Source organism: Slackia exigua ATCC 700122, assembly GCF_000162875.1.
Lineage (GTDB): Bacteria > Actinomycetota > Coriobacteriia > Coriobacteriales > Eggerthellaceae > Slackia > Slackia exigua.
Genome location: NZ_GG700630.1, coordinates 220,723 through 246,592, shown reverse-complemented (window position 1 = coordinate 246,592; position 25,870 = coordinate 220,723). Strand labels below are relative to the sequence as shown.

General features: G+C 62.0%; 22 protein-coding genes. 20 read left to right on the top strand and 2 right to left on the bottom strand.

Features of this window, described 5'->3' with window-relative positions; translation table 11 throughout:
* Nucleotides 1-9 precede the first annotated feature (9 nt).
* From HMPREF0762_RS01080 to hflX, 13 genes are all read left to right on the top strand, one after another.
* Nucleotides 10-3,048, top strand: a complete 3,039-nt coding sequence (locus HMPREF0762_RS01080) for an FtsK/SpoIIIE family DNA translocase (RefSeq protein ID WP_006361493.1) — start codon at nucleotides 10-12, stop codon at nucleotides 3,046-3,048.
* A 14-nt stretch (nucleotides 3,049-3,062) separates the two neighbouring features.
* Nucleotides 3,063-4,421 (top strand): helix-turn-helix domain-containing protein, encoded by a 1,359-nt coding sequence (locus tag HMPREF0762_RS01075; protein WP_006361492.1) that lies wholly within the window; start codon nucleotides 3,063-3,065, stop codon nucleotides 4,419-4,421.
* Between the two features lie 141 nt (nucleotides 4,422-4,562).
* The gene (locus HMPREF0762_RS01070; protein WP_006361490.1) at nucleotides 4,563-5,060 is read left to right on the top strand and encodes a YajQ family cyclic di-GMP-binding protein; all 498 of its coding nucleotides are present in this window, start codon (nucleotides 4,563-4,565) and stop codon (nucleotides 5,058-5,060) included.
* Between the two features lie 10 nt (nucleotides 5,061-5,070).
* Nucleotides 5,071-6,411 (top strand): 30S ribosomal protein S12 methylthiotransferase RimO, encoded by a 1,341-nt coding sequence (gene rimO, locus HMPREF0762_RS01065; RefSeq protein ID WP_006361489.1) that lies wholly within the window; start codon nucleotides 5,071-5,073, stop codon nucleotides 6,409-6,411.
* Nucleotides 6,404-7,552 (top strand): CDP-diacylglycerol--glycerol-3-phosphate 3-phosphatidyltransferase, encoded by a 1,149-nt coding sequence (gene pgsA, locus HMPREF0762_RS01060; RefSeq protein WP_006361488.1) that lies wholly within the window; start codon nucleotides 6,404-6,406, stop codon nucleotides 7,550-7,552. Before rimO ends, pgsA begins: the two co-directional genes overlap by 8 nt.
* 317 nt (nucleotides 7,553-7,869) lie before the next feature.
* A complete protein-coding gene (gene recA, locus HMPREF0762_RS01055) occupies nucleotides 7,870-8,919 on the top strand; it encodes a recombinase RecA (protein ID WP_006361487.1) in 1,050 nt (349 codons plus the stop codon).
* A gap of 17 nt (nucleotides 8,920-8,936) precedes the next feature.
* Nucleotides 8,937-9,479 (top strand): regulatory protein RecX, encoded by a 543-nt coding sequence (locus HMPREF0762_RS01050; RefSeq protein WP_006361486.1) that lies wholly within the window; start codon nucleotides 8,937-8,939, stop codon nucleotides 9,477-9,479.
* Nucleotides 9,480-9,657: 178 nt separating this feature from the next.
* On the top strand, nucleotides 9,658-11,196 hold the full coding sequence (gene rny / locus HMPREF0762_RS01045; protein ID WP_009078296.1) for a ribonuclease Y: 1,539 nt from the start codon (nucleotides 9,658-9,660) through the stop codon (nucleotides 11,194-11,196).
* 9 nt (nucleotides 11,197-11,205) lie between these two features.
* Complete coding sequence (locus HMPREF0762_RS01040) at nucleotides 11,206-12,288, top strand: ATP-binding protein (protein WP_006361484.1); 1,083 nt, start codon at nucleotides 11,206-11,208, stop codon at nucleotides 12,286-12,288.
* Between the two features lie 109 nt (nucleotides 12,289-12,397).
* A complete protein-coding gene (locus tag HMPREF0762_RS01035; protein WP_009078583.1) occupies nucleotides 12,398-12,715 on the top strand; it encodes a stage V sporulation protein S in 318 nt (105 codons plus the stop codon).
* A 46-nt stretch (nucleotides 12,716-12,761) separates the two neighbouring features.
* Nucleotides 12,762-14,126: a tRNA (N6-isopentenyl adenosine(37)-C2)-methylthiotransferase MiaB gene (gene miaB, locus HMPREF0762_RS01030; RefSeq protein WP_006361482.1), complete on the top strand. Its 1,365-nt coding sequence runs from the start codon at nucleotides 12,762-12,764 to the stop codon at nucleotides 14,124-14,126.
* Nucleotides 14,127-14,130: 4 nt separating this feature from the next.
* The gene (gene miaA / locus HMPREF0762_RS01025; protein ID WP_040618753.1) at nucleotides 14,131-15,090 is read left to right on the top strand and encodes a tRNA (adenosine(37)-N6)-dimethylallyltransferase MiaA; all 960 of its coding nucleotides are present in this window, start codon (nucleotides 14,131-14,133) and stop codon (nucleotides 15,088-15,090) included.
* A complete protein-coding gene (gene hflX, locus HMPREF0762_RS01020) occupies nucleotides 15,087-16,400 on the top strand; it encodes a GTPase HflX (protein ID WP_006361480.1) in 1,314 nt (437 codons plus the stop codon). Before miaA ends, hflX begins: the two co-directional genes overlap by 4 nt.
* A gap of 88 nt (nucleotides 16,401-16,488) precedes the next feature.
* On the opposite strand, the gene lexA is transcribed toward hflX, so the two are convergent.
* A complete protein-coding gene (gene lexA / locus HMPREF0762_RS01015) occupies nucleotides 16,489-17,187 on the bottom strand; it encodes a transcriptional repressor LexA (protein WP_006361479.1) in 699 nt (232 codons plus the stop codon).
* Between the two features lie 119 nt (nucleotides 17,188-17,306).
* Between lexA and HMPREF0762_RS01010 the strand changes: the two genes are divergently transcribed.
* The 4 genes from HMPREF0762_RS01010 to dut all read left to right on the top strand — a co-directional run bounded on the left by HMPREF0762_RS01010 (nucleotide 17,307) and on the right by dut (nucleotide 20,183).
* Nucleotides 17,307-17,627, top strand: a complete 321-nt coding sequence (locus tag HMPREF0762_RS01010) for a hypothetical protein (protein WP_040618751.1) — start codon at nucleotides 17,307-17,309, stop codon at nucleotides 17,625-17,627.
* Nucleotides 17,628-17,734: 107 nt separating this feature from the next.
* Nucleotides 17,735-19,057 carry a dicarboxylate/amino acid:cation symporter gene (locus HMPREF0762_RS01005; RefSeq protein WP_006361476.1) on the top strand — a complete coding sequence of 441 codons (1,323 nt, stop codon included), beginning with the start codon at nucleotides 17,735-17,737 and terminating at the stop codon, nucleotides 19,055-19,057.
* 224 nt (nucleotides 19,058-19,281) lie between these two features.
* Nucleotides 19,282-19,731 carry a transcriptional regulator NrdR gene (gene nrdR / locus HMPREF0762_RS01000; RefSeq protein WP_040619137.1) on the top strand — a complete coding sequence of 150 codons (450 nt, stop codon included), beginning with the start codon at nucleotides 19,282-19,284 and terminating at the stop codon, nucleotides 19,729-19,731.
* The gene (gene dut / locus HMPREF0762_RS00995) at nucleotides 19,731-20,183 is read left to right on the top strand and encodes a dUTP diphosphatase (RefSeq protein WP_006361471.1); all 453 of its coding nucleotides are present in this window, start codon (nucleotides 19,731-19,733) and stop codon (nucleotides 20,181-20,183) included. Before nrdR ends, dut begins: the two co-directional genes overlap by 1 nt.
* A gap of 109 nt (nucleotides 20,184-20,292) precedes the next feature.
* Here dut and HMPREF0762_RS00990 read toward each other — a convergent pair whose 3' ends face one another.
* Nucleotides 20,293-21,165: a DegV family protein gene (locus tag HMPREF0762_RS00990; RefSeq protein WP_006361470.1), complete on the bottom strand. Its 873-nt coding sequence runs from the start codon at nucleotides 21,163-21,165 to the stop codon at nucleotides 20,293-20,295.
* Between the two features lie 104 nt (nucleotides 21,166-21,269).
* Here HMPREF0762_RS00990 and HMPREF0762_RS00985 point away from each other — a divergent pair, with 104 nt between their 5' ends.
* The 3 genes from HMPREF0762_RS00985 (at nucleotide 21,270) to ileS (ending at nucleotide 25,868) form a co-directional block, all read left to right on the top strand.
* Nucleotides 21,270-21,761, top strand: coding sequence for a PaaI family thioesterase (locus tag HMPREF0762_RS00985; RefSeq protein WP_006361469.1), 492 nt, complete (start codon nucleotides 21,270-21,272; stop codon nucleotides 21,759-21,761).
* 104 nt (nucleotides 21,762-21,865) lie between these two features.
* The gene (locus tag HMPREF0762_RS00980; RefSeq protein WP_006361468.1) at nucleotides 21,866-22,750 is read left to right on the top strand and encodes a methionyl aminopeptidase; all 885 of its coding nucleotides are present in this window, start codon (nucleotides 21,866-21,868) and stop codon (nucleotides 22,748-22,750) included.
* A 259-nt stretch (nucleotides 22,751-23,009) separates the two neighbouring features.
* On the top strand, nucleotides 23,010-25,868 hold the full coding sequence (gene ileS / locus HMPREF0762_RS00975; protein WP_006361467.1) for an isoleucine--tRNA ligase: 2,859 nt from the start codon (nucleotides 23,010-23,012) through the stop codon (nucleotides 25,866-25,868).
* Nucleotides 25,869-25,870: the final 2 nt, after the last annotated feature.

The window sequence follows — 25,870 nt, the reverse complement described above, 5'->3', positions numbered from 1 at the left end:
TGCCCGGCCATGCGGGCGGGACGCTTCGCCGATGCGCGTCGGGGCGATGCGCGCTTCGGCCGTCCGTCAACCGTCACCAAGGAGCGTTTCGTGGCACAGGCCCCCAAGACGACCGCCAAAGGAAAGGCTTCGGCTCAGAAGAAGCCCTCGTCGGGCGATGAGAAACGCGTGCCTCTGAAGAAGGCCCGGCAGTCCTCCGCCGACCGCAAGGCGCAGACCTCCGAGCGCGATGAGGCGCCGGTCATCCTCGACGCGCGCACGAAGCGCGATATCGCGGGCGTGGTGCTCGCGGTGTGCGCGATCGCGCTCCTCCTGACCATGATCCTGCCTCCTTCGGGCATCGTCACGTCGTTCCTCAACGATTCCATCCGCCTCGTTCTGGGCTTCGGATCGTTCCTGCTGCCGTTCCTGCTCGGCGCGATCTGCGCATGCCTGTTCATCCGCACGGACAAGCGCTATTTCGCGCTGCGCGTCGGCGCGGGGCTTTCGCTCATGATCGTCGCGCTGCTCTCCCTGCTCGCGCTTTTCACGCCTCAAGGCGATGCGAGCGCGGCGATGTTCTCCGCCGCCGAGCTGTCCGCACGCGGGGGCTATGTCGGCGCCGGCATCGCCTGGGCGCTGCTCAAGCTCTTCGGGCGCGCGGTGGGCGCCATCTTCCTCGCGGGCGTTCTCATAGCCGGCGCCGTCGTCATCGGGTTTTCCATATCCGACGTCGTCGATAAGGTCCGCGATGCCGCCGCCGACCGCGCACGGCGCCGCCGCGAAGACGAGGAGGCCGACCTTTCGCTCTTCGCGACGCCGCCGGTCGCGGGGGTTCCCATGGGAGCGGACGCTCCGATCGAGGATCGCTCGGTCGACGAGCTTCTCGCCCGCGCCGAGACCTCGGCCATATCCGACGGCGCCCGACATCGCGGGACGGAATCGTCGCGTGCTGCCGCCGCGTGCTCGCGCGGGCATGCCGCCGATGCCGAAACGTCGAAGGCAGGGACGGGAACGCCGGGTGAATTCCTTGCACCCACGCGCGTCGCGGCGGAAGGGCCCGGCATCGCGGCTTGCGCAACGTCTCGTCTCGAACCCGCAGGTCGCGTGCCGCGCGATCTGTCCCGGCCCCGCCGCGCCACGATGACGATTCGCGAGCGTGCGCGCGAAGGATTCGATGGACAGGCTCGATCGGTCGATGAGTACTGGCCGGGGGAATACTCCTTCGACGACGGCATGGGTTCGGCATCCGATGCCGATCGGCCCGCTCCCTCGGCGTCTCCGACGCATGCCTTCGACATCCCGTTCGACGAGGACGGCGCAGCCGATGCCGCCTCGTTCGGCGAATTCGTCGCCCCGACGCGCTCCGAGGCGCGCGCGCAGGCGTCCGGCATGACGCGCCGCCTGTCCCATGCGCCGGCCGAACCGTCCGAACAGGGGCCGGGCGACGTTCCGACGACGCGGCTGTCCGCAGAACCAGAGGCGAAGCGCGCCTCTTCGTCGAAGCGGCGCAAGCCGAAGGCCGCTGCGACGAGATCTTCCTCGGGGGAGAAGCGCGGCGATTTCGTCCTTCCCGGTTCGGGTCTCATCCGCCGCACGACGCGCGCGACGAAGGCCGACGAGGCCTCGCTTCGCCAGACGGCGGTCGATCTGCAGGGAACGCTCGAAGACTTCGGCGTCTTCGCCGAGGTCGTCGACTGGATCGCGGGTCCGACGGTGACGCTGTTCAAGGTGTCGTTGCCTAACGGCGTGCGCGTGAGCAAGGTCACGAACCTCGTGGACGATATCGCGCTGTCCCTTGCTTCGTCGGGCGTGCGCATCTTCGCGCCCATCCCTGGAACCACCTATGTCGGCATCGAGGTGCCGAATCGGGTTCGTCAGGACGTGCTGCTCGGCGACGTCCTTAAATTCGCGAAGGGCGGGCCGCTCACGGTCGTCATCGGAAAAGACGTCGAAGGCCATGCGATCCTGTCCGACCTCGCCGCCATGCCGCATATCCTCATCGCCGGCACGACGGGTTCGGGCAAGTCCGTCGCCATCAACGCCATGATCATGTCGATCCTGATGCGTGCGACGCCCGACGAAGTCCGCTTCATCATGGTCGATCCCAAGCGCGTCGAATTCACGCCGTACGACGGCATTCCGCATCTCTATGTGCCGGTCGTGAACGAATGCAAGGAAGCCTCCAGCGCCCTTGCCTGGGCCGTTGCCGAAATGGAGCGCCGTCTGAAGGTGCTCTCCAAGGCGGGGGTGCGCAACATCGGACAGTACAACGAGAAGATCAGGAACGGCACGCTCGACGAAGACGCGCGGGATACGTTCGGCGACGATCAGGACGACCCGTCCAAGATCATGCCATACATCGTGATCGTGATCGACGAGCTCGCCGACCTCATGATGAACGTCGGCAAGGAAGTCGAGATGTCGATCAGCCGTCTGGCCCAGCTCGCGCGCGCCGCCGGCATCCATATGATCATCGCGACCCAGCGTCCCTCCGCGAATGTCGTCACGGGTCTCATCAAGGCGAATATCACGAATCGCATGGCGCTCACGGTCGCGTCGGGCATCGACAGCCGCGTGATCCTGGACGAGACCGGCGCAGAGAATCTGATAGGGCATGGCGACATGCTGTACGGCAAGCCGGAATATCCCAAGCCGGTCAGGCTCCAGGGCTGCTATGTCTCGAACGAGGAGATAGAAACGGTCGTCGAATTCCTCAAGGCCCAGGGCGAGCCCGAATACCATAACGAGATCCTCAAGACGAACCTCATCGGCATCGGGCAGTCGGCACCGGATGGATCGGGCGGAACATCGACGTCCGTCGATCCTCTTATCTGGGAGGCCGCGGACATCGTGGTCTCGAGCGGCATGGGATCCACGTCCAATATCCAACGCCGCCTGAGCGTGGGCTATTCGCGCGCGGGCCGTATAATGGACATGCTCGAGGAAAAAGGCGTCGTCGGTCCTCCGAACGGCAGCAAGCCGCGCGAAGTGCTCGTCGACGAGCTCGAGCTTGAATCCTTGAAGGCATTCGAAGAACATGACGCTAACGATTCGTACGGGTTTTAAAGGAGTGGTCCCACGTGGCTGACAACCTTCGATTCGGCGCGATCCTGCGCGATGCGCGCGAGAGCGCGGGGGAGGATCTGGTCTCCGTCGCGCGTCGCATCCGCATCCGCCCCGATATCCTCGAGTGCATCGAGGACTCCGATCTGGCGAGCATGCCGCCGCGCGGCTATTCCCGCAACATGATTAACGCATACGCGCGCTACCTCGGATTGAACCCGACCGAGATCGTGAAGATGTATCTCGACGCCCAGCACGAATTCCAGCTCGAATCGGCTCGTTCGAGCATCCGTCCGTCCGGTATCAACATGGATTCGGGGCGCACGCGTCGCGAGCGGCGCGCCGAGGCCGATACCGTGGGCGTCGGTCCGTCGCGTGTCTCTCATCGCAACGGCGCCTTCGACGAGCTCTTCCCGAGCTACGACGAGGCGGGCGGCCGCGCATATGGCGGCGCAGGCTACGGATCGTCCGGAGCGGGCGCCTATGCCTCGCGCGCCCATGTCGGTTCGTCGCGTGACGCGCTTGCGGAGGATCCCCTGCGCGGCGCCTCGTTCGGATCCGCCGATTCCACGCGGCGCATCGGATCGGTGCACGTCGGTTCGTACAACGGCTACGGCGACGGGCTGTCTCGCTGGCAGGCCCGTTCCGTCCAGGATGCGGGAAGCACGCGCGCCATGGCTCCCGTGCGCGAGCGCCGTTCCGTGCGTGCATCGTCCGGCCGAATGGACGGCATCTACGCCGGCGCCTCGTCTTCGGCAGGGGGTTTTCTCGACGGGTGGCGCGATCGTCTGCCGTTCATCGTTGCGGGCGTCGCGATTCTCCTGCTCATCGTCCTCGTCGCCGTCGTCGTGCGTTCGCTCGGCGCGCCTGCTCAGCCCGAACAGCAGACCACGATGAACATCACCGGCCTGCCCGAGGCCGCTTCCTCGTCCGATTCCTCGGATTCGTCATCCGCGTCCACGGCGTCGAGCTCCGATGCCGCGACGAAGCCCTCGGCTCCGGCCGAGGCCGCTCCCACCAAGACCACGATCGAGTTCTCCGTCGCCGACGGGCAGACGGCCTACGTCGAAGTCTACGAGGGCACCACGCTTTCCGACGGAGGCGCGCCCACGTTGGCGCAAACCCTGACCGGACCGTATTCGTCGACCTACGATGTGGATTCCGTGCTTCAGTTCACCACGACGAACCCCGATGCGATCACGCTGACGCAGGACGGCAAGAAGGTGAGCTTCGAGGAAAACGCGAGCGGCGTGTATACGGTCACGTTCAAGTTCGCCGATGTGCTCGCGGCATGGAACGAAGCGCACGGCGGATCGAATGCGTCCGCGTCTTCCGCCGATGCCTCGACGTCCGGTGCCGGAAAGGGCGCAGCCTAAGAAGGGTTTTGCCGATTCGGCAGAAATGCCCGCGCGATGCGCGCGGCGAAGGCGGTCTCGGCGCATACTGTACGGTCAGATTCGCACGCACGACGGGCGGCTCTTCGGGAGCCGCCTTTTGCACGGAAAGGAAGCGATCCCATGGCCAAGGAATTCAATTTCGACGTCGTCTCGAGCGTTGACATGCAGGAAGTGGACAATGCCTTCCAGCAGGCCCGACGCGAGCTGTCCCAACGCTACGACCTCAAAGGGTCCGGCGCCGAGGTCGAGCTCGACAAGCAGGCCAAGCGCCTCACGGTCAGTGCTCCGAGCGATTTCGTTTCCAAGCAGGTCATCGATGTCATATCCAGCAAGCTGGTCAAGCGCGGCGTCGATCTGGGGGCCGTCGCGTGGGGTACGCCCCAGCCGGCCGCCGGCCAGAGCGTTCGCGTCTTCGGCGATATCGTCGACGGCATAGACAAGGAATTCGCGCGCACGATCAGCAAGGACATCCGCGACTCCAAGATCAAGGCCAAGGTCGCCATCGAGGGTGACAAGCTTCGCGTGACCTCTTCATCGAAGGATGCGCTGCAGGATGTCATCGCATATCTGAAAGGCAAGTCGTACGACCAGCCCATTCAGTTCACGAACTACCGATAAGGGGTCGCACGTGTCGAACATCGATGTCGCAACCAAGGTATCGGATGCGTCCGAACGCCTCGGCGTGTCGTTTCTGACGCTTGGCTGCGCGAAGAACGAGGTCGACACCGCCGACATGAAGCGCGCGGTGGTCTCGGCCGGATTCGGCGTCGTCGACGATCCCGGGCAGGCCTCCGCCGTCGTCGTGAACACCTGCTCGTTCATCCAGACGGCCATCGAGGAAAGCATCGATGCCATTCTCGAGGCCGCCGCGCTCGACAACGTCGCGCGCGGCGATGCCAAACTCATCGTGTCGGGGTGCCTGCCCTCCCGTTTCGGCGCCGACCTCGAGACCGAGCTCGAGGAGGCGAGCGCATTCGTTCCGTGCGCGGGCGAAAGCGACATCGCCGACGTGCTCGAATCCCTGTTCGGGCCTCAGCCCGAACCGGACGCGGCGCTCGGGGCGCACCTGTTCGACGGCAATGCGGCCGCATACGTCAAGATCGGCGATGGATGCGATCATTTCTGCTCGTTCTGCTCCATTCCCTACATTCGCGGGCGCTATCGCAGCTTCACGTACGAACGCATTCGCGAAGCCGTGGCGCGGCAGATCTCGTACGGCGTGCGCGAGATCACGCTCATCGCGCAGGATACCGGGAGATGGGGATGCGACCTTGAGGGCGATCGCACGTTGGCGTGGCTGATCGATGCTCTGGCATCCGAATTCGCCGACACTTGGTTCCGCGTCATGTATCTCGAACCCGAAGGGGTCACCGACGAGCTGCTCGACGTGATGGCCTCGCGGCCTAACGTCTGCCGGTACCTGGATATTCCCGTGCAGCATGCCTCCGAACGCGTGCTCGTGTCCATGCGACGTTCGGGCGACGCGCGCCGCTTCCTCGATCTGTTCGCCCATGCGCGAGAGCGCATCGAGGGCATCGCGATGCGCACGACGGTCATCGCAGGGTTTCCCGGCGAGACCGACGAGGATTTCTCCAAGCTTCTCGATTTTCTCGAACAGGCTGATCTCGACTACGTCGGAGTCTTTCCCTATTCACGCGAGGACGGAACCCGTGCGGCGCGCATGGAGGGCCAGATCGATGAGGAAACGAAGCTCGCGCGCGCCCAAGAGGTCCGCGATCTGTGCGATGCGCTCGCCTTCTCCCGTGTATCTTCGCGCATCGGCGACGTGATGGACGTCGTCGTGCTCGGAAGAGAGGAAGACGGCCGGGTCTATGGCCGCGCGATGTGCCAAGCCCCCGAAGTCGACGGCGTCGTCTATCTCGACGGCGGTACGGCGGGAGATGTCGTCAAGGCGCGTATCGTCGATACGCTCGCATACGAGATGGAAGGTGAGATCGTCCATGGTTGACGCGACGCATGCCAACGAGAACATCAAGACGCCCTCGAACGTCATCACCATCGTCCGCATCCTGCTCGTCCCCGTCTTCGTGGTCGCCATCCTCAGTCCTTGGACCGAATGGGTCGGTTTCGGTTCCGCGGATTGGCAGAGCTGGGTCGCCGCCGCGATCTTCATCCTCATATCCTCTACGGACTGGCTCGACGGATACCTGGCGCGCAAGCGTAACGAAGTCACCGATTTCGGCAAGTTCCTCGATCCTCTGGCCGATAAGATCCTCGTCATGGCGGCGCTGCTGGTCTTGATAGAGCTCGGTTCTCTTCCGAGCTGGATCGTGCTCGTCATCGTGGCGCGCGAGTTCATCGTATCCGGCGTGCGCATGGTCGCTGCGAGCAAGGGCGAGGTCATCGCCGCATCGTATCTCGGCAAGTTCAAGACCGTCTTCCAGATGGTCGCCATCGTTTTATTCGTCGTGAAGGGCAGCGCGCCCATCGCGGGCATGGGTTCTTCGTTCGCGCTTGCCGTCAATGTGCTCGCCTGGGCCGTCATGGCCGTCGCGCTCATGCTGACGGTCGTCTCGATGGTCGATTATCTTTCCAAGGCGCGCCATCTGATCGGGTTTCGTCCGAAGGATCGGGGCGCGGACGAAAACGTTGCGACCGACATGCGAGGAGACGGCGAAACGCTGCCTGAGCGGGTCATCGAAGCCGCGAAGGCGGCCGGCATGCGCATCGGCACGGCGGAAAGCTGCACGGGAGGGCTGATCTCGGCGGCGTTGACGTCCGTGGCCGGATCGTCCGAGGTCGTATGGGGTTCGGTCGTCAGCTACTCCAACGATGTGAAGACGGCCCGCCTGGGCGTTTCGCCCGAAACGCTTGAGACGAAGGGCGCGGTCAGCGAAGAGACGGCCTGCCAGATGGCAGACGGCGTGCGTGCGGCCCTGGGCGTCGACGTCGCAGTCTCGGTCACCGGCATCGCGGGGCCGGGCGGGGCGGTTCCCGGCAAGCCGGTCGGCACCGTTTGGATCGGCGTGGCAAGCGTTGCGGGAACGCATGCCGCGCTGCATCGCTTCGACGGCGACCGCGAAGACGTGCGTCGCGCTGCCGTGGATGCCGCGTTGGGCATGCTCCTGGCCTCCCTGACGCAGCGCTGAACGCTCGAAGGCCAGGACGCGCTTCGTTCGTATGCCGCAACGCAGCCGGCGATCGACCGCTCGATCGGAAGCGGGCAAGGTTTTCGATGGATCCTTCGGGGAAATCGAGAAGGAAAGGATCGCGTCTCGGGCAGGATCGGGCGCAGAGGCGATGGAGTTCGCAGCAATGCGTCGGCAGGTTCCATCTGCTTCAATAGGCGTGTCTCGGGTTGGCGGCCTCATGCATGCGGAAGCGCGTGCCGCAGCCCTTGACATAAGAACATATGTTCGTAATAATGCACTCGTTCTTCCAATGACAAGGCAAGGTAGGAGAATCCATGGCGCGAACGCAAGAGCCGAAGACGTACGACAAACCCGATTCCCTCAAGCTCACGACCGATCAGATCGAAAAGAAGTTCGGCAAGGGATCGATCATGAAGCTGGGCGAGGGGAGCAGCGATCTCGAGGTCGGCGTCATCCCGACCGGCGCGCTCGCGCTCGATGCCGCGCTCGGCATCGGCGGCGTCCCCCGCGGCCGCATCATCGAAATCTACGGCCCCGAATCAAGCGGCAAGACCACGCTGGCTCTTCAGATAATTGCAGAAGCCCAGGCAGCAGGCGGTATCGTTGCATTCATAGACGCCGAGCACGCCTTGGATCCGACCTATGCCGCGCGTCTCGGGGTGGATATCGACGAAGTCCTTATCTCCCAACCCGATTACGGCGAACAGGCCCTTGAGATCTGCGACATGCTCGTGCGCAGCAACGCCATCTCGGCCATCGTCATCGACAGCGTCGCGGCGTTGGTTCCCCGCGCGGAAATCGAAGGCGAAATCGGCGACGTGACCGTCGGAGCCCAGGCCCGCCTTATGTCGCAGGCGCTTCGCAAGCTCGCAGGCTCGCTCTCGAAATCCAATACGACGTGCATCTTCATCAATCAGCTGCGCGAGAAGATCGGCGTGTCGTTCGGCAATCCCGAGACGACGACGGGCGGTCGCGCGCTGAAGTTCTTCGCCAGCGTGCGCATCGACATACGTCGCATCGAGACGCTTAAGAACAGGAACAACGAACCCGTCGGAAACCGCGTGCGCGCCAAGGTCGTGAAAAACAAGGTCGCTCCACCTTTCCACCAAGCCGAGTTCGATCTTATGTACGGAACCGGCATCTCGCGCGAAGGCTGCATCGTCGACATGGGTGTCGATGCGGGCGTCGTGCGCAAGAGCGGCGCGTGGTACACCTATGGCGAAGAACGTCTCGGCCAGGGCAGGGAAGCGGCGAAGGAGCTCCTGCGCACCAATCCCGATCTTCGCGATGAAATCGAAGCGAAGGTTCGTGACTTCTTCGATATCCCGCTCGTCGGCGCAACCGCGGACGCGTCTGCGGAATAGAAGGGGGACGAAGCATTGTGCCGTATGTCGGAGGCGATGAATTCCTCGGCGTCGCGCGCGAGCCGGTGACGCGAGATCCTTCCGAGGAAGAGTCGAAAGCGTTTTCCGCCGTTCTGCGTTTCCTTGCCGCACGCGATCGCTGCGCGGCGGATATGGATCGCAAGCTTGCCGATAAAGGATTCGATGCCGATACGCGCGCGTCCGCCATCGAACGGGCGCAGGCATGCGGTCTTTTGGATGACGCGCGGTATGCGGGGTCGTTCATCCGGATGCGCGTCGCGCAGTCGAAGGGCCGCATGCGTATCGAGCGCGAACTCGAGGAATCCGGTATCGCCCTTTCGGATGTTCCCGGTTGGCCGGATGATTTCTTCGGAGGCGAATCGGAAGCCGATCGGGCCTATGCATCGCTTGTCGCGCGTCCTCCGCGTCGTTCCAGGGACGTGCGCGCGACGGCGTACCGCCGTCTTGTCCGGAAGGGGTTCGCTCCCTCCGCCGCGCGGTCGGCTGCATGCCGCTATGCTGAAAACGATGCATATTTTTCCAGGATGGACGAAGCATAGCGCACGCCGACGGTGTATCATGGAAAAGCTATGAGTGCTCGCATCGCTCGTTCGATGCTGTAACGATATTACATTTCGAATATCCTCTTTCGACAGGCGGTCTGACGCTCATGCTTCCCGTGCATCGCGCATGCATGGGAGACAGGTTGTGTTCATCCGCTTGAGAAAGGGGAAACCGATGTCGGCTTCACTGGCATTTTGGCTCGTGCTCGGGCTGGTCGTTGGCGTCGCTGCCGGTTTCATCATCACCCGTTTCGTGGCAAACTCCTCTACGAAGAAGGCGGCCGAGGAAGCCCGCCGCGTCGTCGACGACGCGCAGCGCCAGGCCGATACGCTTCGTCGCGAAGCAGTCGTGGAGGCCAAGGACGAGGTTTTGAAGATGAAGCAGGAGGCCGAGGCTGAAAGCAAGGAGCGTTTGCGCGAGGTGCGCGCGGCGGAAGGCCGCGTGAACCAACGCGAGGAATCGCTCGATCGCCGCGTCGAATCGCTCGATGCGCGCGAACATCAGCTCTCGTCTCTCCAGGGGCAGATCGAACGGCGCGAGCGCGACGTCGTCGCGGCGCGCGAGGAAATCAGCCAAAGGCTCGAACAGGTCGCAGGCATGTCGCCCGACGAGGCGAAAGCAGAGCTTCTGGATACGCTCAAAGACGAGGTGACGCACGAAAGCGCCGCCATCATCCGCGAATCCGAGCAGCGCACGCGCATGGAAGCGGACAAGAAGGCCCGCGAGATCCTGAGCCTTGCGATCCAGCGCGTCGCCGCCGACCACTCTTCCGAGACCACGGTCAAAACGATCCATATTCCTTCCGACGATCTGAAGGGCCGCATCATCGGCCGCGAAGGTCGCAATATCCGTTCGTTCGAACAGATCACCGGCGTCAATTTGATCATCGACGACACGCCCGAGTGCATCACCATATCCTGCTTCGATCCGGTCCGGAGGGAAATCGGACGCGTCACGATGGAGAACCTCATCGCTGACGGCCGCATACATCCGGCGCGCATCGAAGAGATGTACGCGAAGGCCGAGAAGCTCGTGAATCAAGAGGTCCAAGAGGCCGGCGAGCAGGCGACCTTCGACTGCGGCATTCATGATTTGCATCCCGAGCTCGTGCGGACGCTCGGCCGCCTGCGGTATCGCACCTCGTTCGGCCAGAACGTCCTCAACCATTCGCTCGAGGTCGCCTACCTTTGCGGCGTCATGGCTTCCGAGCTCGGCTTGGATTCCACGCCGGCGAAGCGCGCGGGCCTTCTGCACGATCTTGGCAAGGCCGTCGACCATGAGGTCGAAGGCCCGCATGCCGTCATCGGTGCAGATCTCGCACGTCGATTCGGCGAGCGTCCCGAAATCGTTCACGCGATCGAAGCGCATCATGCCGACATCGAGCCGAACACCGTGCTCGATGTGCTCGTTCAGGCTGCCGATGCGGTTTCGGCCGCGCGTCCTGGCGCGCGCAAGGAAAGCCTCGAGAGCTACGTGAAGCGTCTCGAGAAGTTCGAGGAGATCGCGAATTCCCACAAGGGCGTGGAACGCACCTACGCCATGCAGGCGGGTCGCGAAATCCGCGTCATGGTCGTTCCCGAAGAGGTCAACGAAGCCGCTTCCGTCGTGCTCGCGCATGACATCGCCAAGCAGATCGAAGACGAGATGCAGTATCCCGGCCAGGTCAAGGTCGTTGTCATCCGCGAAAGCCGCGCGGTCGATTACGCGAAATAGCCAGGCATCATGGGCTATTCCTTCGACATGAAGGACATGGGGGATTTCCTGGATGCCTCGTCCGAAAGCCGTCTCCGGGTCGAATCCGACCTCGGGGACGGCTTCGTGCGCCTCCGGATCACAGAGGCGCAGAAACGTCAGGCCAAGCAGGACATCCGTTCAGCCGAAGACGTTGCGATCGAACTGCTGCGCAATGCGCGCGATGCGGGCGCTCGTACGATCTTCTTCGCGACCTCCCTGTCCAAGAACCGCCGGACGATGGTCATCGTCGACGACGGGGCCGGCATTCCCGAACGCATGTGGGATGCCGTATTCGAGCCTCGCGTGACATCGAAGCTCGATGCCCTCCGTTTCGATGATTGGGGCGTGCACGGAAGAGGCATGGCCCTCTATTCGATTTCCCAAAACGTGTCATCCGCGCGCGTGATGCAGTCGGTGCCTTCCCAAGGAACGGCCGTTCGCGTGGATATCGATCCATCCACGCTTTCCGAACGATCCGACCAAAGCACGCTTCCCTGTCTTGTGAAGGCTGCGGACGGGCATTGGGCGCTTTCGAGTTCGCCGCACAGCATCGTGCGCATCGCCGCGGAATTCGCGTTGGGATGCCGGCGCGATACGACGGTGTATTTCGGCAGCATCGTTTCCATCGCCGCCACGATGCGCGCCTATGGGAAGGCCCTCATGCGCAGGGAGGACGAATGCGAACGGCCTTTTGCGTCCATGGATGCTCCGGTTCGTCTCCTGTCCGCGGCGCGCAATGCCGATGAATTGCGCGACAGGGCCGCGTCTCTCGGGTTCGATCTTTCCTTGCGAAGCGCCTACCGCATCATGAGCGATGGGGTTTCGCCTCTCGATCCGCTTCTCGGCATGCTCGAACGCGTTCGCGAGGGGGATTCGACGCATGCGGCGCCGGTGAAAAGGCGGCGCGTCGCGATCCGCATCGATTCCGCCGATCTGGATTCGTTCAGCGCTTCCGTCAAAGGGGCGTATGCCGATCTGGCCGAGCGCTATTATCTTGACCCCGATGCGGGGCTCGAAACGCGCGTGGCGCGGGACGGCATCCATGTGTTCATTCCTTTCGCCGAACGATAGCGCTTTCAGCGCATTGCGTTTCAAGCTTCTCATCGGGTAGAATCACCGAATGCATCGAAGCGGTCCTTTGACCGGCCAAACGAATCATAAACGAACTAGAGAGAATCGCATGCCCGTGGATCCCTTGCCCAAACCGGCCTCCGGTTGCTTGAAAGTGTCTTCGAAGTCTTCTCCGGCGTCTGTCGCCGGTGCCATTGCCGGCATGGTCAAAGACGGCGTTCCCGTCGAAATCCAGTCCGTCGGCGCAGGCGCCGTCAATCAGGCCGTGAAGGCCATCGCGATTTCACGCGGATTCCTTTCGCCGGTCGGCATCGAGCTTTCATGCGTTCCTTCGTTCGCCGATATAGTCATCGACGGCGAATATCGTACGGCCATCCGCTTCGACATCATGCCCCGTTATATTTCCCAAAGCAACGACGTGCACTGATGCATGCCGTCGTTGAGCTGCGTGGATCGAAAGACCTTTCCTCAGGATGACGATGAACGATATTCTCACCAACAAGACCTTCTATACCTTCACCTACGGATGCCAGATGAACGAACACGATTCGGAGCGCATCGCCGGTCTGCTCGAATCATGCGGCTGCGTGCCCGTATCGACACTCGAAGAGTCGGAGATCGTCATCTTCATGACGTGCTGCGTGCGTGAGCGCGCCGATATCCGCCTCATGGGACAGGTATCCACCATCAAGGGCGTCCCTCTTCCCGAGGGGAGCGCGCTTGACAAGAGGATCGTCTGCATCGGCGGCTGCATCGGCCAGCGCGACGGCATCGCTTTGACCGAGACGCTCGACAACGTGGACGTCGTTTTCGGCACTCAGAACATCGAGCGCCTTCCGTATCTGATCACGGGCGTTTTATCTCAAGGCGGGCATTTCGTCGAGATCGAGCAGGATTCCGATTCCTTTTCGACGGACCTTCCTTCCGACCGGGAGAAGCCGTGGTCGGCATGGCTTCCCATAACCGTGGGATGCGACAATTTCTGCACCTTCTGCATCGTTCCCTACGTGCGCGGCCGCGAACGCTCGCGCGCGATCGAGGATGTCGTTATGAATGCGGAGGCCTATGTCGCCGAAGGCGTCAAGGAGATCACGCTGCTGGGGCAGAACGTGAATTCGTACGGCCGCGACCTGTACGGTTCTCCGCGCTTCGCCGATGTGCTGAAGGCCGTTGCCGCGACGGGCGTCGAGCGGCTGCGGTTCGCGACCTCCCATCCGAAAGATCTGACCGACGAGGTCATCGCTGCATTCGGCGAGCTCGACAATCTGATGCCGGCGCTCCATCTGCCGGTGCAATCGGGATCAGACCGCATTCTCGAAGACATGAACCGCACCTATGATTCCGCCCATTACCTCGGTCTTGTACGTAAGCTGCGGGCATCGTGCCCGGACATCGCCCTGTCGACCGATGTCATCGTCGGGTTTCCGGGCGAGACCGAAGAGGACTTCCAAGCCACGTACGATCTCATCGAATCGGTCGGGTATTCGCAGGTGTTCACATTCATCTATTCGCGCCGCGAAGGCACGCCTGCAGCCGATATGTTCGACGATACGCCTCGCGACGTCATCCAAAGACGTTTCGATCGCCTGGTCGAGCTTGTGCAGCGCAAGGCCCTCGAGCAGAACCGGCGCTTTCTCGGCCGTGACCTCGATGTGCTCTTCGAAGGTCCTTCCAGGCGCGATCCGAGCATGCTGGTCGGGCACTCCCCGCACAACGTGACTGTGCATGCTCCGCTGCCTGCCGGCATGGATGCGTCCGCGTTCGTCGGCCGCACGTGCCTTGTCCATATCGACGAGGCGAAGACCTGGTATCTTTCCGGAACGCTCGTCGAAAGGTGATCGCATGCCGTCGCCGACGGATTCACGCATGGTCCTGACGGTCGTCGGACCTACGGCTTCGGGGAAGTCCGAGCTTGCCATGCGTATCGCCGAACATGTGGACGGCGAAATCGTCTCGGCGGATTCCATGCAGATCTATCGAGGTATGGATATCGGCACTGCGAAGATTCCCGCGGACGAGCGTCGCGTCCCGCATTTCGGGCTCGATATCCTCGATCCCGGCATGCCGTATTCGGCGGCGCTCTTCCAGGACTATGCGCGCGCGTGCTTCGCGAATATCTCTGCACGGGGAAAGACTCCCATCCTCGCGGGCGGCACCGGGTTTTACGTTCGCGCTGCGATCGACGGCTACGACTTCGCTCCGGGAGAGCAGTCGGGCAATCCCGTGCGCGAGCGCTACGCCGCGCTTGCCGACGCCCAAGGCGCCGAAACCGTATGGGAGGTTTTGCGTCAGCGCGATCCCGCGAGCGCGGACGTCATCCATCCCCATAACGTGAAGCGTGCGATCAGGGCGCTTGAGATGCTCGAAATCGACGGAGCGTCATATGCCGAACGAGCGCGCAGGCTTTCGAACATCCCTCAGGTCGTTGATGCGCGCATCGTCTATCTGCATGTCGATGCCGACGTGCTGCACGATCGCATCGACGCGCGCGTCGATGCGATGTTCGAGGCCGGTCTCGTCGAAGAGGTGCGCGGGCTCTGCGAGCGCGGCTTCCGCGAGGCTTGCACGGCGAGAGGCGCCATAGGGTATAAAGAGGTAGCGGCCGCCTTCGATGGAGACTGCACGCTCGCCGAAGCGAGAGAGGCCATCAAGACGGCGTCGCGACGCTACGCGAAACGACAGCGTTCTTGGTGGAGGCGCGACGCGCGCGCACACGTCGTCGATGCGACCGATGCCGATTTCGAGCGAATCCTGGAAGAGGCGCTGCACTTCTTTGCAGGCGAAGGAGAGGTGAGACCATGAGTTTCGGCATAAGCGACCAGGCTGCTTCTATGGAACAGGCGGAGCGCGCCGTTCTCGTAGGCATAGAGCGCAAAGGCGATCCCGATGCGGCGATGCGGCTCGCATCGACTCTGTCCGAGCTTGAGCGCCTGAGCGAAACGGCGGGTGCCTCCGTTGTCGCGACGACGTCCCAACGGCTCGTATCGCCGAACCCGCGCACCTTCGTCGGATCGGGGAAGGCGGAGGAAATCGCGTCGCTCTGCCTTGCGCATGCCGTCGATGTCGTCATCTTCGACGAAGAGCTCACGCCTGCCCAGCAGGGCAATCTTGAGAAGATCATGCCGCGAAACGTGAAGGTCATCGATCGAACCGCCCTTATCCTCGATATTTTCGCCCTGCATGCGACATCGAAGGAGGGTCGTTTGCAGGTGCGCCTTGCGCAGAACCAGTACCTGCTTCCTCGCCTGAGAGGCATGTGGACGCATCTGGCGAGCAATCGCATGGGCGGCGGCGTCGGATCACGCTTCGGCGAGGGCGAAAGCCAGCTCGAAGTCGATCGGCGTCTGGTTCGAAAGAGGATCACGACTATACGCCGGGAGCTCGATCATCTCGCATCGGTCCGTGCCGTGCAGCGTCGTTCGCGCCGCTTGTCGGGCGTGTTCCGCATCGCGGAAGCCGGCTACACCAATGCAGGGAAGTCAAGCCTGATACATGCATTGACCGGCGCGGACGTCCTGAGCTACGACAAGCTTTTCGCGACGCTCGACTCGACGACCAGGCGGCTCTCGCTTCCCGAAGGCCGTGACGCGACCATAACCGACACCGTTGGCTTCATACAGAAGCTTCCGACGAACCTGATCGAAGCGTTCCGAAGCACGTTGGACGAGATTTCAGAGGCCGATCTGATCCTCCACGTCGTCGACGCGTCGTCGCCCCGACGCGACGCTCAGGCGAAGGCGGTCGTGGAAACGCTCGGGCTTATCGAAGCGCAGGACATCCCCTGCATGGTCGTATGCAACAAGGTCGATCTGCTCGATGACGAGGAACGCGCCGAACTCATTCGTCAGCATCCGGACGCGTGCCTCGTTTCCGCTCGGACGGGAGAGGGGATGGACGCGCTTAAAACGGCGATCGTCGAGCGCATCGCTGCATATGAGGTTCCGGTCGTTTTGTCCGTGCCGTTCGATCGCGGGGATGCGGTATCGCGCGTCCATAGCGAATGCACCGTTTTGGAAGAGTCGTACGACGAACGCGGAACGACCGTCGTCGCGCGCATCCCCTCCGGGCTTCTTGAGGCATATGCGCCATTCATCGTGCGAGACGACGATTGAAACGGAGAAGGCTCGACTCGGCTGCATAAACCGGGTCGGGCATAATCGGACGCATCGAGGTAGATGGGAGCCGCATTCGTTTGGGGAGCTACATTCGCCTGAACAGCGCCACGACTTTGCCTGCGATGGATACGTCGTCGCGTACGATGATGGGTTCCATGGCCGAGTTCTCGGGCTGCAGGCGGATATGATCGCGTTCGCGGTAGTAGGTCTTGACCGTCGCCCCGTCGTCGATGATGGCGACCACGACATCTCCGTTGCGTGCCGTGGGCTGCTCCTGCACGACCACGAAGTCTCCGTCGTTGATGCCGATCTCTATCATGGATTCGCCGCGCACCTGCAAAAGGAACGAACTGCCGTCCCCGACGATCTCCGTAGGCAGGGGAATGGTTTCGGTGATGTTCTGTTCCGCTAGAATGGGTTGGCCTGCCGCCACGTTTCCCACGACGGGCAGCGTGACGATGTTCGAGAACCCGCCCGTCCCGACGGATCCGAAACCGGAATCCGTTTCATGGATGGAAGCCGGCTGACCAGGCTGCATCAGATCCTCCTCATGGAGAACGGTCATGCATCGCGACTTGAGGGGATCGCGATGGATATATCCCTTCGTTTCGAGGTTGGCGAGGTGCACGTGCACGGTTGAAGGGGAGGAGAGTTTGAGGCCGCGAGCGATATCCCTGATCGTAGGCGCAATGCCATGCTCTTTCATGGAGGATACGATGAAATCGTAGACCTCCTGCTGCTTTTTAGTCAGCTTTTCGTGGGGCGTCTGCGTCGAGGAATCCATGGTGTCCTTTCCGATACGAACATTTGTATCAAAAATCTGTTGACATGAACCTTTGTTCGATTAATATTATACACGAACAAAAGTTCGATGCAAGAACGCGATTCGTATCGGAGGCCAAGATGACACGCGAGAACATCTTCACCTATATCGAAGGAACCGCCGCCCTGAAGATGCAGGGGGGCGCATCCGATCGCACGGCCCGCATCGTCTCCTTCGACTCGATCGCCCAGAGCCGTCCCGTTGCGGAAAAACCTGCCGTCGCGCCTTCATTCCTTTCCGACCTGAAGGTCGCGGTCGAAGCGCTCGGCTTCGAAGACATCAAGCGCGATATGAGGCACGGGTCGCTTGCGGGGAAGGGTCTTCCGGAACCGCTTTCTCCCAAGGCGTATGCATTCTGCGCCGTCGCATTCGCGGTCACGGTCCTCGCCATCGTGCTCTGATGCGGCCGATTGCCCCTCGATAGGATATATTCTGCCGTTTACCTATTCCCTTTCCCGTCATTGCCTGTACCATATCGAAAGTTTCTGTTTTGAAGGAAAGGGGAACCATGTCTGAGAAAGGCACCTCGGATGTCCGCGAGCTTCTCGACGAAGCCGAGAGGGACATCAAGGATATTGCGAAGGAAAACGGCAAGAAGCCTTGGTATAAGCGTCTCTCGCTGACAACCTGGATCTTCATCGCTCTCGTGCTAGGCGTGATGTGCGGGCTCCTTCTGCAAGGCAATCCGGGATTTGCGGATACGTATATCAAGCCTATCGGCACCATCTTCCTGAACCTCATCAAGATGATCGTCGTTCCGCTCGTCATCGTCTCCATGATGGCAGGCGTCATCTCCCTGAAGGACATCAAGCGTATCGGCGCCATCGGTGGCAAGACCATCGTGTTCTATCTTTTCACCACGGGCTTCGCGGTGTGCATCGGCCTTCTTTTCGCCAATGTCATGCATGTCGGCGGAGGCTACACCCTTGCTTCGACGCAGCTTGAATACGAGGCGAAGGAAGCCCCTTCGTTCATCGATACGCTCGTGAACATCTTCCCGTCGAATTTCGTGCAGCCTATGGCGGACGCCACGATGCTCCAGATCATCGTCATCGCTTTGATCTTCGGTTTCGGCATCATCGCCGCCGGTAAGAAAGGGGCTATCGTCGCCGATTTCGTGAACGGCATGAATGCGGTCTGCATCAAGGTCATGCACGGCATCATCATGTTCGCGCCTTTCGGCGTCTTCGGTCTCATCACGCCGGTCATCGCCAATAACGGCCCCGATGTTCTCCTTCCGCTGCTGTGGCTCATCATCGTCGGGTACGTCGCCATGATCGTTCATCTGGTGGTCGTCTACTCCGGTCTGCTTCGTGCCATCGCCAAGATGGGTCCCCTGAAGTTCTTCAAGGGCATCGCCCCGGCGCTCCTGTTCGCGTTCTCTTCCGCAAGCTCCGTGGGCACCCTGCCGGTCAACATGGAGTGCACGAAGAAGATGGGTGCCTCTGACGAAATGGTCAGCTTCGTTTTGCCCCTCGGCGCGACGATCAACATGGACGGCACGGCGATCTACCAAGGTGTCTGCGCCATGTTCATCGCGCAGGTCTTCGGCATCGATTTGACCATCCAGCAGCAGATCGTCATCGTTCTCACGACCGTGCTCGCCTCCATCGGCACTGCGGGCGTTCCGGGTTCCGGCATGATCATGCTTGCCATGGTCTTGCAGTCCGTGGGGTTGCCTGTCGAAGGCATCGCGTTGGTCGCGGGCGTCGATCGCATCCTCGACATGATGCGTACCGCCCTGAACATCTCTGGCGACTCCGTCTGCTGCCTCTGCATGAATTACCTCGAGGAACGTAAACAGCAGCGCAAGGCCGGAGCCGGCGCGTAGCGAATCGCATATCGACGTTTCATTGCGTCGATTGAAAACGGACGCTCGAATTTCGAACCGCGCCCAGGGAGCCTGAGCTTCGAAGGAATGCTCGAACTCCGGAGGCGCGGTTCAACCGGAGGGTGTCCGTTTTCCGTATATGCGGACATGCGGGCGCATCGTGTCGTATCATGACGCAGAACGCGCGCCGTGTGCTGCGGCGGCATCTGATAGAAAGGCATCCTATGCGCTGTCCTGCCTGCGGGCATTCCGAATCCAAGGTCGTCGACTCCCGTCCTTCCGACGAGTTCAATTCCATTCGCCGTCGTCGCGAATGCTTGAAGTGCGGCAATCGTTTCACGACATACGAACGGCTGGGTGACAATCCCCTTATCGTCGTGAAGGCCGACGGCTCGAGCCAGGTGTTCAACCGCGAGAAGCTCTATCGCGGCATCTCCATCGCCTGCGCGAAGCGTCCGAACATCCCGAATGATAAGAAGACCGAGATCATCGATGCGATTGAAACGGCGCTACGCAATTCCGGCCGTGCCGAGATCAACTCGAAGGACCTCGGCGACATGGTGCTCGAACACCTCAAGCCTCTCGACGACGTTGCCTACATCCGTTTCGCAAGCGTATACAAAGATTTCCAAAGCATCGAGGAGTTTCAAGACGCCCTGAAGGGATTGAAGTGATGCAGACGCCAGAAACCCTTGAAGTGCCTATCACGAGGCTTTCCGACGATGCGGTTCTGCCTGCGTACGCGTATGAGGCGGACGCAGGGGTCGATCTGCGCGCCACGGCCTTTGCGACCCTTGCCCCGTTCGAGCGGGCGCTCATTCCGACCAGCCTTGCCGTCGCGATCCCCGAAGGATATGCGGGTCTCGTCATTCCGCGCAGCGGCCTTGCCATCAAGCACGGCATCTCGATCGTGAATGCGCCGGGACTCGTAGACAGCCATTATCGCGGCGAGCTCAAGGTCGTTCTCGTCAACCTCGACCCTCGCGAACCCTTCGTCATCGAACCAGGGGATCGAATCGCGCAGCTCGTCATCTCGAAGGTCGAGCACGTGCAGTGGGTCGCCGTCGACGCCCTTGACGAAACCGACCGTGGAATGGGCGGTTTCGGGTCAAGCGGCAAAGCCTAGGATTCCGCATCCATCCGACACGCGCTTCGCGTGCAAGAAAAACAAACGGCTTTTCCTGAAGGCGCCGGAATCGGCGGGCATATGCCCAGGTTCCGGCGCCTACGCGTTGTCAGCGTTCGTCGGCGAGGAAGAAGAGCGCGAGCGTCCCCGGACCGGAATGCGCGCCGATGACCGGGTCGATGTAGTTGATGCGTATGTCGGCCGTGCCGAATTCCTTGCGGATGAGATCAGCGAGATAGTTCGCGTCATCGATGCAGTCGCCATGCGTGATGAACACGGTCTGGTCGGCAACAGGCTCGCGTGCCGAGCGTTTCATGCGGTCGAGAAGCGCATGGATGGACTTCTTGCGCCCGCGCACCTTTTCGAGGGGAATGAGGTGTCCCTCGTCGTCGACATGCATCACCGGCTTGATGTTGAGCAGAGTGCCCGCCCAGGCATTGGTGCGGCTGACGCGCCCGCCGCGAAACAGGAACATGAGGTCGTCGACCGTGAACCAGTGGGCGAGCCGGAGGCGGTTGTCGTGCAGCCATTGCAAAACCTCGTCGATGCCGGCTCCCTGCGCGCGCATCGTGGCGGCGTAATAGACGAGAAGCCCTTCGCCGCCCGATGCCGCGTACGTATCGATATGGCGGACGGTGCGCTCGGGGTAATCGGGCGCCAGGGAATCGAGCAGGGCGGCGACGGCTGCATACGTGCCGGAAAGCCCGCTTGAAAAACCGATGTAGATCAGGTCTTGCCCGGCTTCGAGGATGGCACGCAGCTGCGCCTCGGCCTCTCCGAGATTCGGAAGCGATGTGGTGAAGACGGTTCCTTCGCGCATCATCGCATAGAATTCCTGCAGGTCGACATGCGCGCCCTTCAGATAGCTCCGGTATTCCTCGTCGCCTGCGATGAAGCGCAGCGGAAGGATCTCAAGCGAGAACTCATCGATGGTCTGCTCGGTCAGGTTGCAGGATGAGTCGGTCACGATCGTGTAGTCCATTGGGTTCTCCTCCTCGTATGGTTTGGAAGAGTATACGACTTTTGGCGAGGGCTATAATGTCTGGCCGAACACGCATGCAGGCACGCGCAAGGAGTCGTCCGCCCATGAAATTGAATCCCGCTTTCGTCGACCGCGTGGTCGCATACCTCTCCCAGGTCCCCCTGGTGGTCCGCCACCGCATCTCCGATATCGAACTGCACGAGGATGGGTGCCGCTTCACGGCTGAGATCACCGAAGAGGACTTGAATCCGTTCCATTCGGTCGACGGGGGCATCTACGCGTTTCTGCTCGACAACGTCACCGGCTTCGCGACGTTCTGCCGATACCCGGCCGATTACGGGACATCCACCCTCGATCTTCAGGCGACCTATGCACGTCCGTTCAAAACCGGGAAGGTGGTCTGCGAGGCGCATATCATCAAGGCCGGACGTTCCGTATGCATGGTGCGCGGGGATGTCGAAGACGAAGACGGCACGGTCCTGGCCTACGCGACATCCAACCTCTTCGTCGGGCGCGGCCTGCAGCTCATGGACGACGCCGTCAAAGCAGCCGGGTTCCCTGCGCTACCTGATAAATTCATCGATGACGAATGCTAGGGCTGTCGCGATGATGTAGCCTTAGCTAACTTTACCCATCGCGTCGCATGGCCGCGCCCAAGAGTCGTATGGTGTGATGAAAGCGACGAGGAAGGATCTCAAATATGTTCGACGAACTCCCCGTTCCGGGGCGCAACGACGCATGCTGGTGCGGAAGCGGCAGGAAATACAAGAAATGCCATATGTCCAACGATGAGAAGCTCGAGGAACTGTACTACCAAGGTCTCGAGGTACCGAGCCGCGCCATGTTGAAGACGGCGCGGGATATCGAAGGGATCAAGCGCAGCGCCGAGGTGAACATCGGCGTGCTGGATTACGTGGCCGAGCATATCGGGCCGGGCGTCACGACCGAACAGATCGACCGCTGGGTGCATGACTACACGGTCGAACACGGGGCCGTTCCCGCGCCTCTCGATTACGAAGGCTATCCCAAGAGCGTCTGCACCTCGGTCAACGATGTCGTCTGCCACGGCATCCCGTCCGAAGACGAAGTGCTCGAAGAAGGCGATATCGTTAACGTCGACTGCTCCACGATCCTCGACGGCTATTTTTCCGACTCGTCTCGCATGTTCTGCATCGGGAAGGTATCGGATGAGGCGCAACGTCTGGTCGATGTCACCAAGGCCGCCGTCGAAGCGGGCATCGCCGCGGTGAAGCCCTGGTGCCGCCTCGGCGACGTGAGCGCCGCGGTCAACCGCGTGGCGACCGATGCGGGCTATACGGTCGTGCGCGAATTCGGCGGGCACGGCATCGGGCTCGAGTTCCACGAGGACCCGTTCGTGAGCTTCGTCGAGCCGGCGGATACGGGCATCGTTCTCGCGCCCGGCATGTGTTTCACGATCGAACCCATGGTCAATCTCGGCGCTCAGGAGATCGACATGACCGATCCGAACGGCTGGACGGTCCGTACGGCCGATGGCAGCTTGACGGCGCAATGGGAGGTCCAGCTCGTCGTCACCGAATCAGGCATCGAGCTTTTGTCCTGGTAGCGTTCTCATACGCAGACGCCCCTTCGCATGGATCGTGCGGCGAAGGGGCGCTTTCACGATTCACCCGTCGCACGCATCGCGCGGGCAGCACGGGTGGATGTTCACGTCCTCTTCCCGTCCTTCGAGGCTCGCCGTGCGTCCGGCATGTCGCGTGTATGCGTTTTCCACGATGCGGACGGGCGCGCGATGCCTCAGGCCCTCGGTTCCCTATAATTGTGAAACTTGCGTATCAATAGGCACTGAAAGGTCGGAGTACACGATGGGAAACGATTACCGCTCTACGATGAACCTGCCCAAGACCGATTTCGCCATGCGCGCGAATCTGGCCGAGAACGAGCCGAAAAGGCTCAAGAAGTGGGCGGACGAGGATCTGTACCACCGGATCCTCGAGCTTAACCGCGACGGCGAGCCGTTCGTCTTGCATGACGGCCCTCCGTACGCCAACGGCCCCATCCACATCGGCCACGCCTTCAACAAGATCCTCAAGGACTTCGTCGTGAAGTCCCATGCCCAGCGCGGCTATTTCACACCGTACGTGCCCGGTTGGGACTGTCACGGCCAGCCGATCGAGCATGAGGTGGAAAAGAAGCTCGGCACCGAGAAGATGTCCCAGCTCCCGCAGGCGACCGTGCGCCGTCTGTGCCGCGAATGGGCGGAGAAGTTCGTCGACGTGCAGCGCGAGGGCTTCAAACGCCTCGGCGTGAACGGCGAGTGGGATCGTCCGTACCTGACGTTCCAGCCCACATTCGAGTCGGCGAACGTCGAGGTCTTCAAGAAGATGTACCTGTCCGGCGCCGTCTATCGCGGACGCAAGCCCATCCATTGGTGCAAACGCTGCCACACCGCGCTCGCCGAGGCCGAGATCGAGTACGGCATGGAGACGTCGCCTTCGATCTACGTCGCCTTCAAGCTCGACAATATACCGCAGGTCTTCGCCGATGCCGGAGTCGACCTTGCGCGTGCCTACGTCCTGATCTGGACCACCACGCCGTGGACGCTCCCTGCGAACACCGCGGTGTCCTTCGGTCCCGATATCGATTACTGCTTCGTCGAGGCGAACGGCGCCTTCATGCTCTTCGCGCGCGAAATGGTCGACCAGGTCGCCGAAGCGGTCGGCTGGGATTCCTATCGCATCGTCGAAGCCGACGGCGAGCCCGTCACGATGAAGGGCGACGCCTTCGGGGGCATCACGTACAAGACGCCGATCCTCGACGAGGTCGAAGGCCGCATCATCTGGGGCACGCATGTCACGCTCGAGTCGGGCACCGGAGCGGTCCACACCGCGCCCGGCCACGGCGTCGACGACTACAAGGTCTGCGAACGCTTCGGCGTTCCTATGATCATGCCCGTCGACGACGACGGCCGTTTCATGGACGTCGTGCCGGAATTCGCCGGCATGGACACCGACGAGGCGAATCCCCGCATCATCGAAAGGCTCCGCGCGCGCGGCACGCTCGTCGGGTTCAAGGAGATCGAGCACAGCTATCCGCATTGCTGGCGCTGCCATGAACCGGTCATCTTCCGCGCGACCGACCAGTGGTTCGTCTCCATGGACGAGACGGGTCTGCGTGAGCGTGCGCTCGAAGAAATCCATGAGAACGTCCGGTGGGTGCCCGAATGGGGCCAGAACCGCATCGGCGCCATGGTCGCCGACCGTCCCGACTGGTGCATCTCGCGCCAGCGTAGCTGGGGCGTGCCGATTCCCGTGTTCAAGTGCGCGTCCTGCGGCGAGATCGTCGCGGACGCCTCGACGTTCGATGCGGTGATCGACCTGTTCAACACCGAGGGCGCCGATGCCTGGTTCACGCGCGATCCCTCCGAATACCTTCCCGCAGGGACCTGCTGCCCGAAGTGCGGCGGCACCGACCTGCGCCCCGAGAAGGACATTCTCGACGTGTGGTGGGAATCCGGCGTCAGCCACGTGGGCGTGCTCAAGCACCGTGCCGACGAGGATCGTCTGCATTGGCCGGCGGATCTGTATCTCGAAGGTTCGGACCAGCATCGCGGATGGTTCCAAAGCTCGCTGCTCTGCGGCGTGGGCGCCTACGGCTCGGCACCGTACAAGGCGGTCATGTGCTGCGGCTTCACGGTCGACGAGCATGGCGAGAAGATGTCGAAGTCCAAGGGCAACGGCATCGATCCCAAAGAGGTCACCGACACATACGGCGCCGATGTCCTGCGCCTGTGGGTCTCCTCGACCGACTACTCGGTGGATGTCTCCATCGGAGACACCATCCTCAAGCGCACCTCCGACGCATATCGTCGTTTCCGCAACACCTTCCGCTTCCTGCTCGCGAACCTCGACGGCTTCGACGATGCGACCGATGCCGTCGAGCTTGCCGATATGGATCCGATCGATGTCTGGGCGATGCTGCGCTTGTCCGATGTGCTCGCCGAGGTCGGCCGCGCCTACGACGAATATCATTTCCACCAGGTTTTCCGCACGCTTTACGACTATGTCGTCACCGACCTTTCGGCCGTGTACATGGATGTCGTGAAGGACCGCCTCTATTCTGAGGCTCCGGATTCCCGCGCACGGCGCAGCGTGCAGACGGTGCTCATGAACATCCTCGAGGTGCTTGTCCGCATCATGAGCCCCATCCTGTCCTTCACCTGCGACGAGGTTTGGGAGCATTATCCCGAGGCCGCCCGCAATCGTGCCGGGCGTCCCGTGAGCGTTCAGCTTGCAGGCTGGCCTGCGCTCGAAGATTTCAAGCCGGCGCTTCCCGCCGAAGCCGACGCAGCCGCGCTGCGCGCGCGCTTCGACGTGCTCCTGTCCGTGCGCGACGCCGTGACCAAGGCGCTTGAAGATGCCCGCAACGGCAAGGTCGTGAACAAGAGCCAGGAAGCCGAGCTCGGCATCGAAGCTCCCGCCGCCATCGCCGACGTCCTCGATTCGTTCGATGCCGCCACGCTCGAAGAGTTCTTCATCGTGGCGCGCGTGACCGTGTCTGCGGCGGATGTCGAAGATCTTGCGGTTTCCGTGAGCGCGACGTCCAAGGAGAAATGCCCGCGGTGCTGGAACCATCGCGTGCTCGGCGGCAACGCCGCGCATCCCGACGTCTGCGAACGCTGCGGCGATGTGCTCGATGCGCTCGCATCGGCCGAGGTCGAATAGCT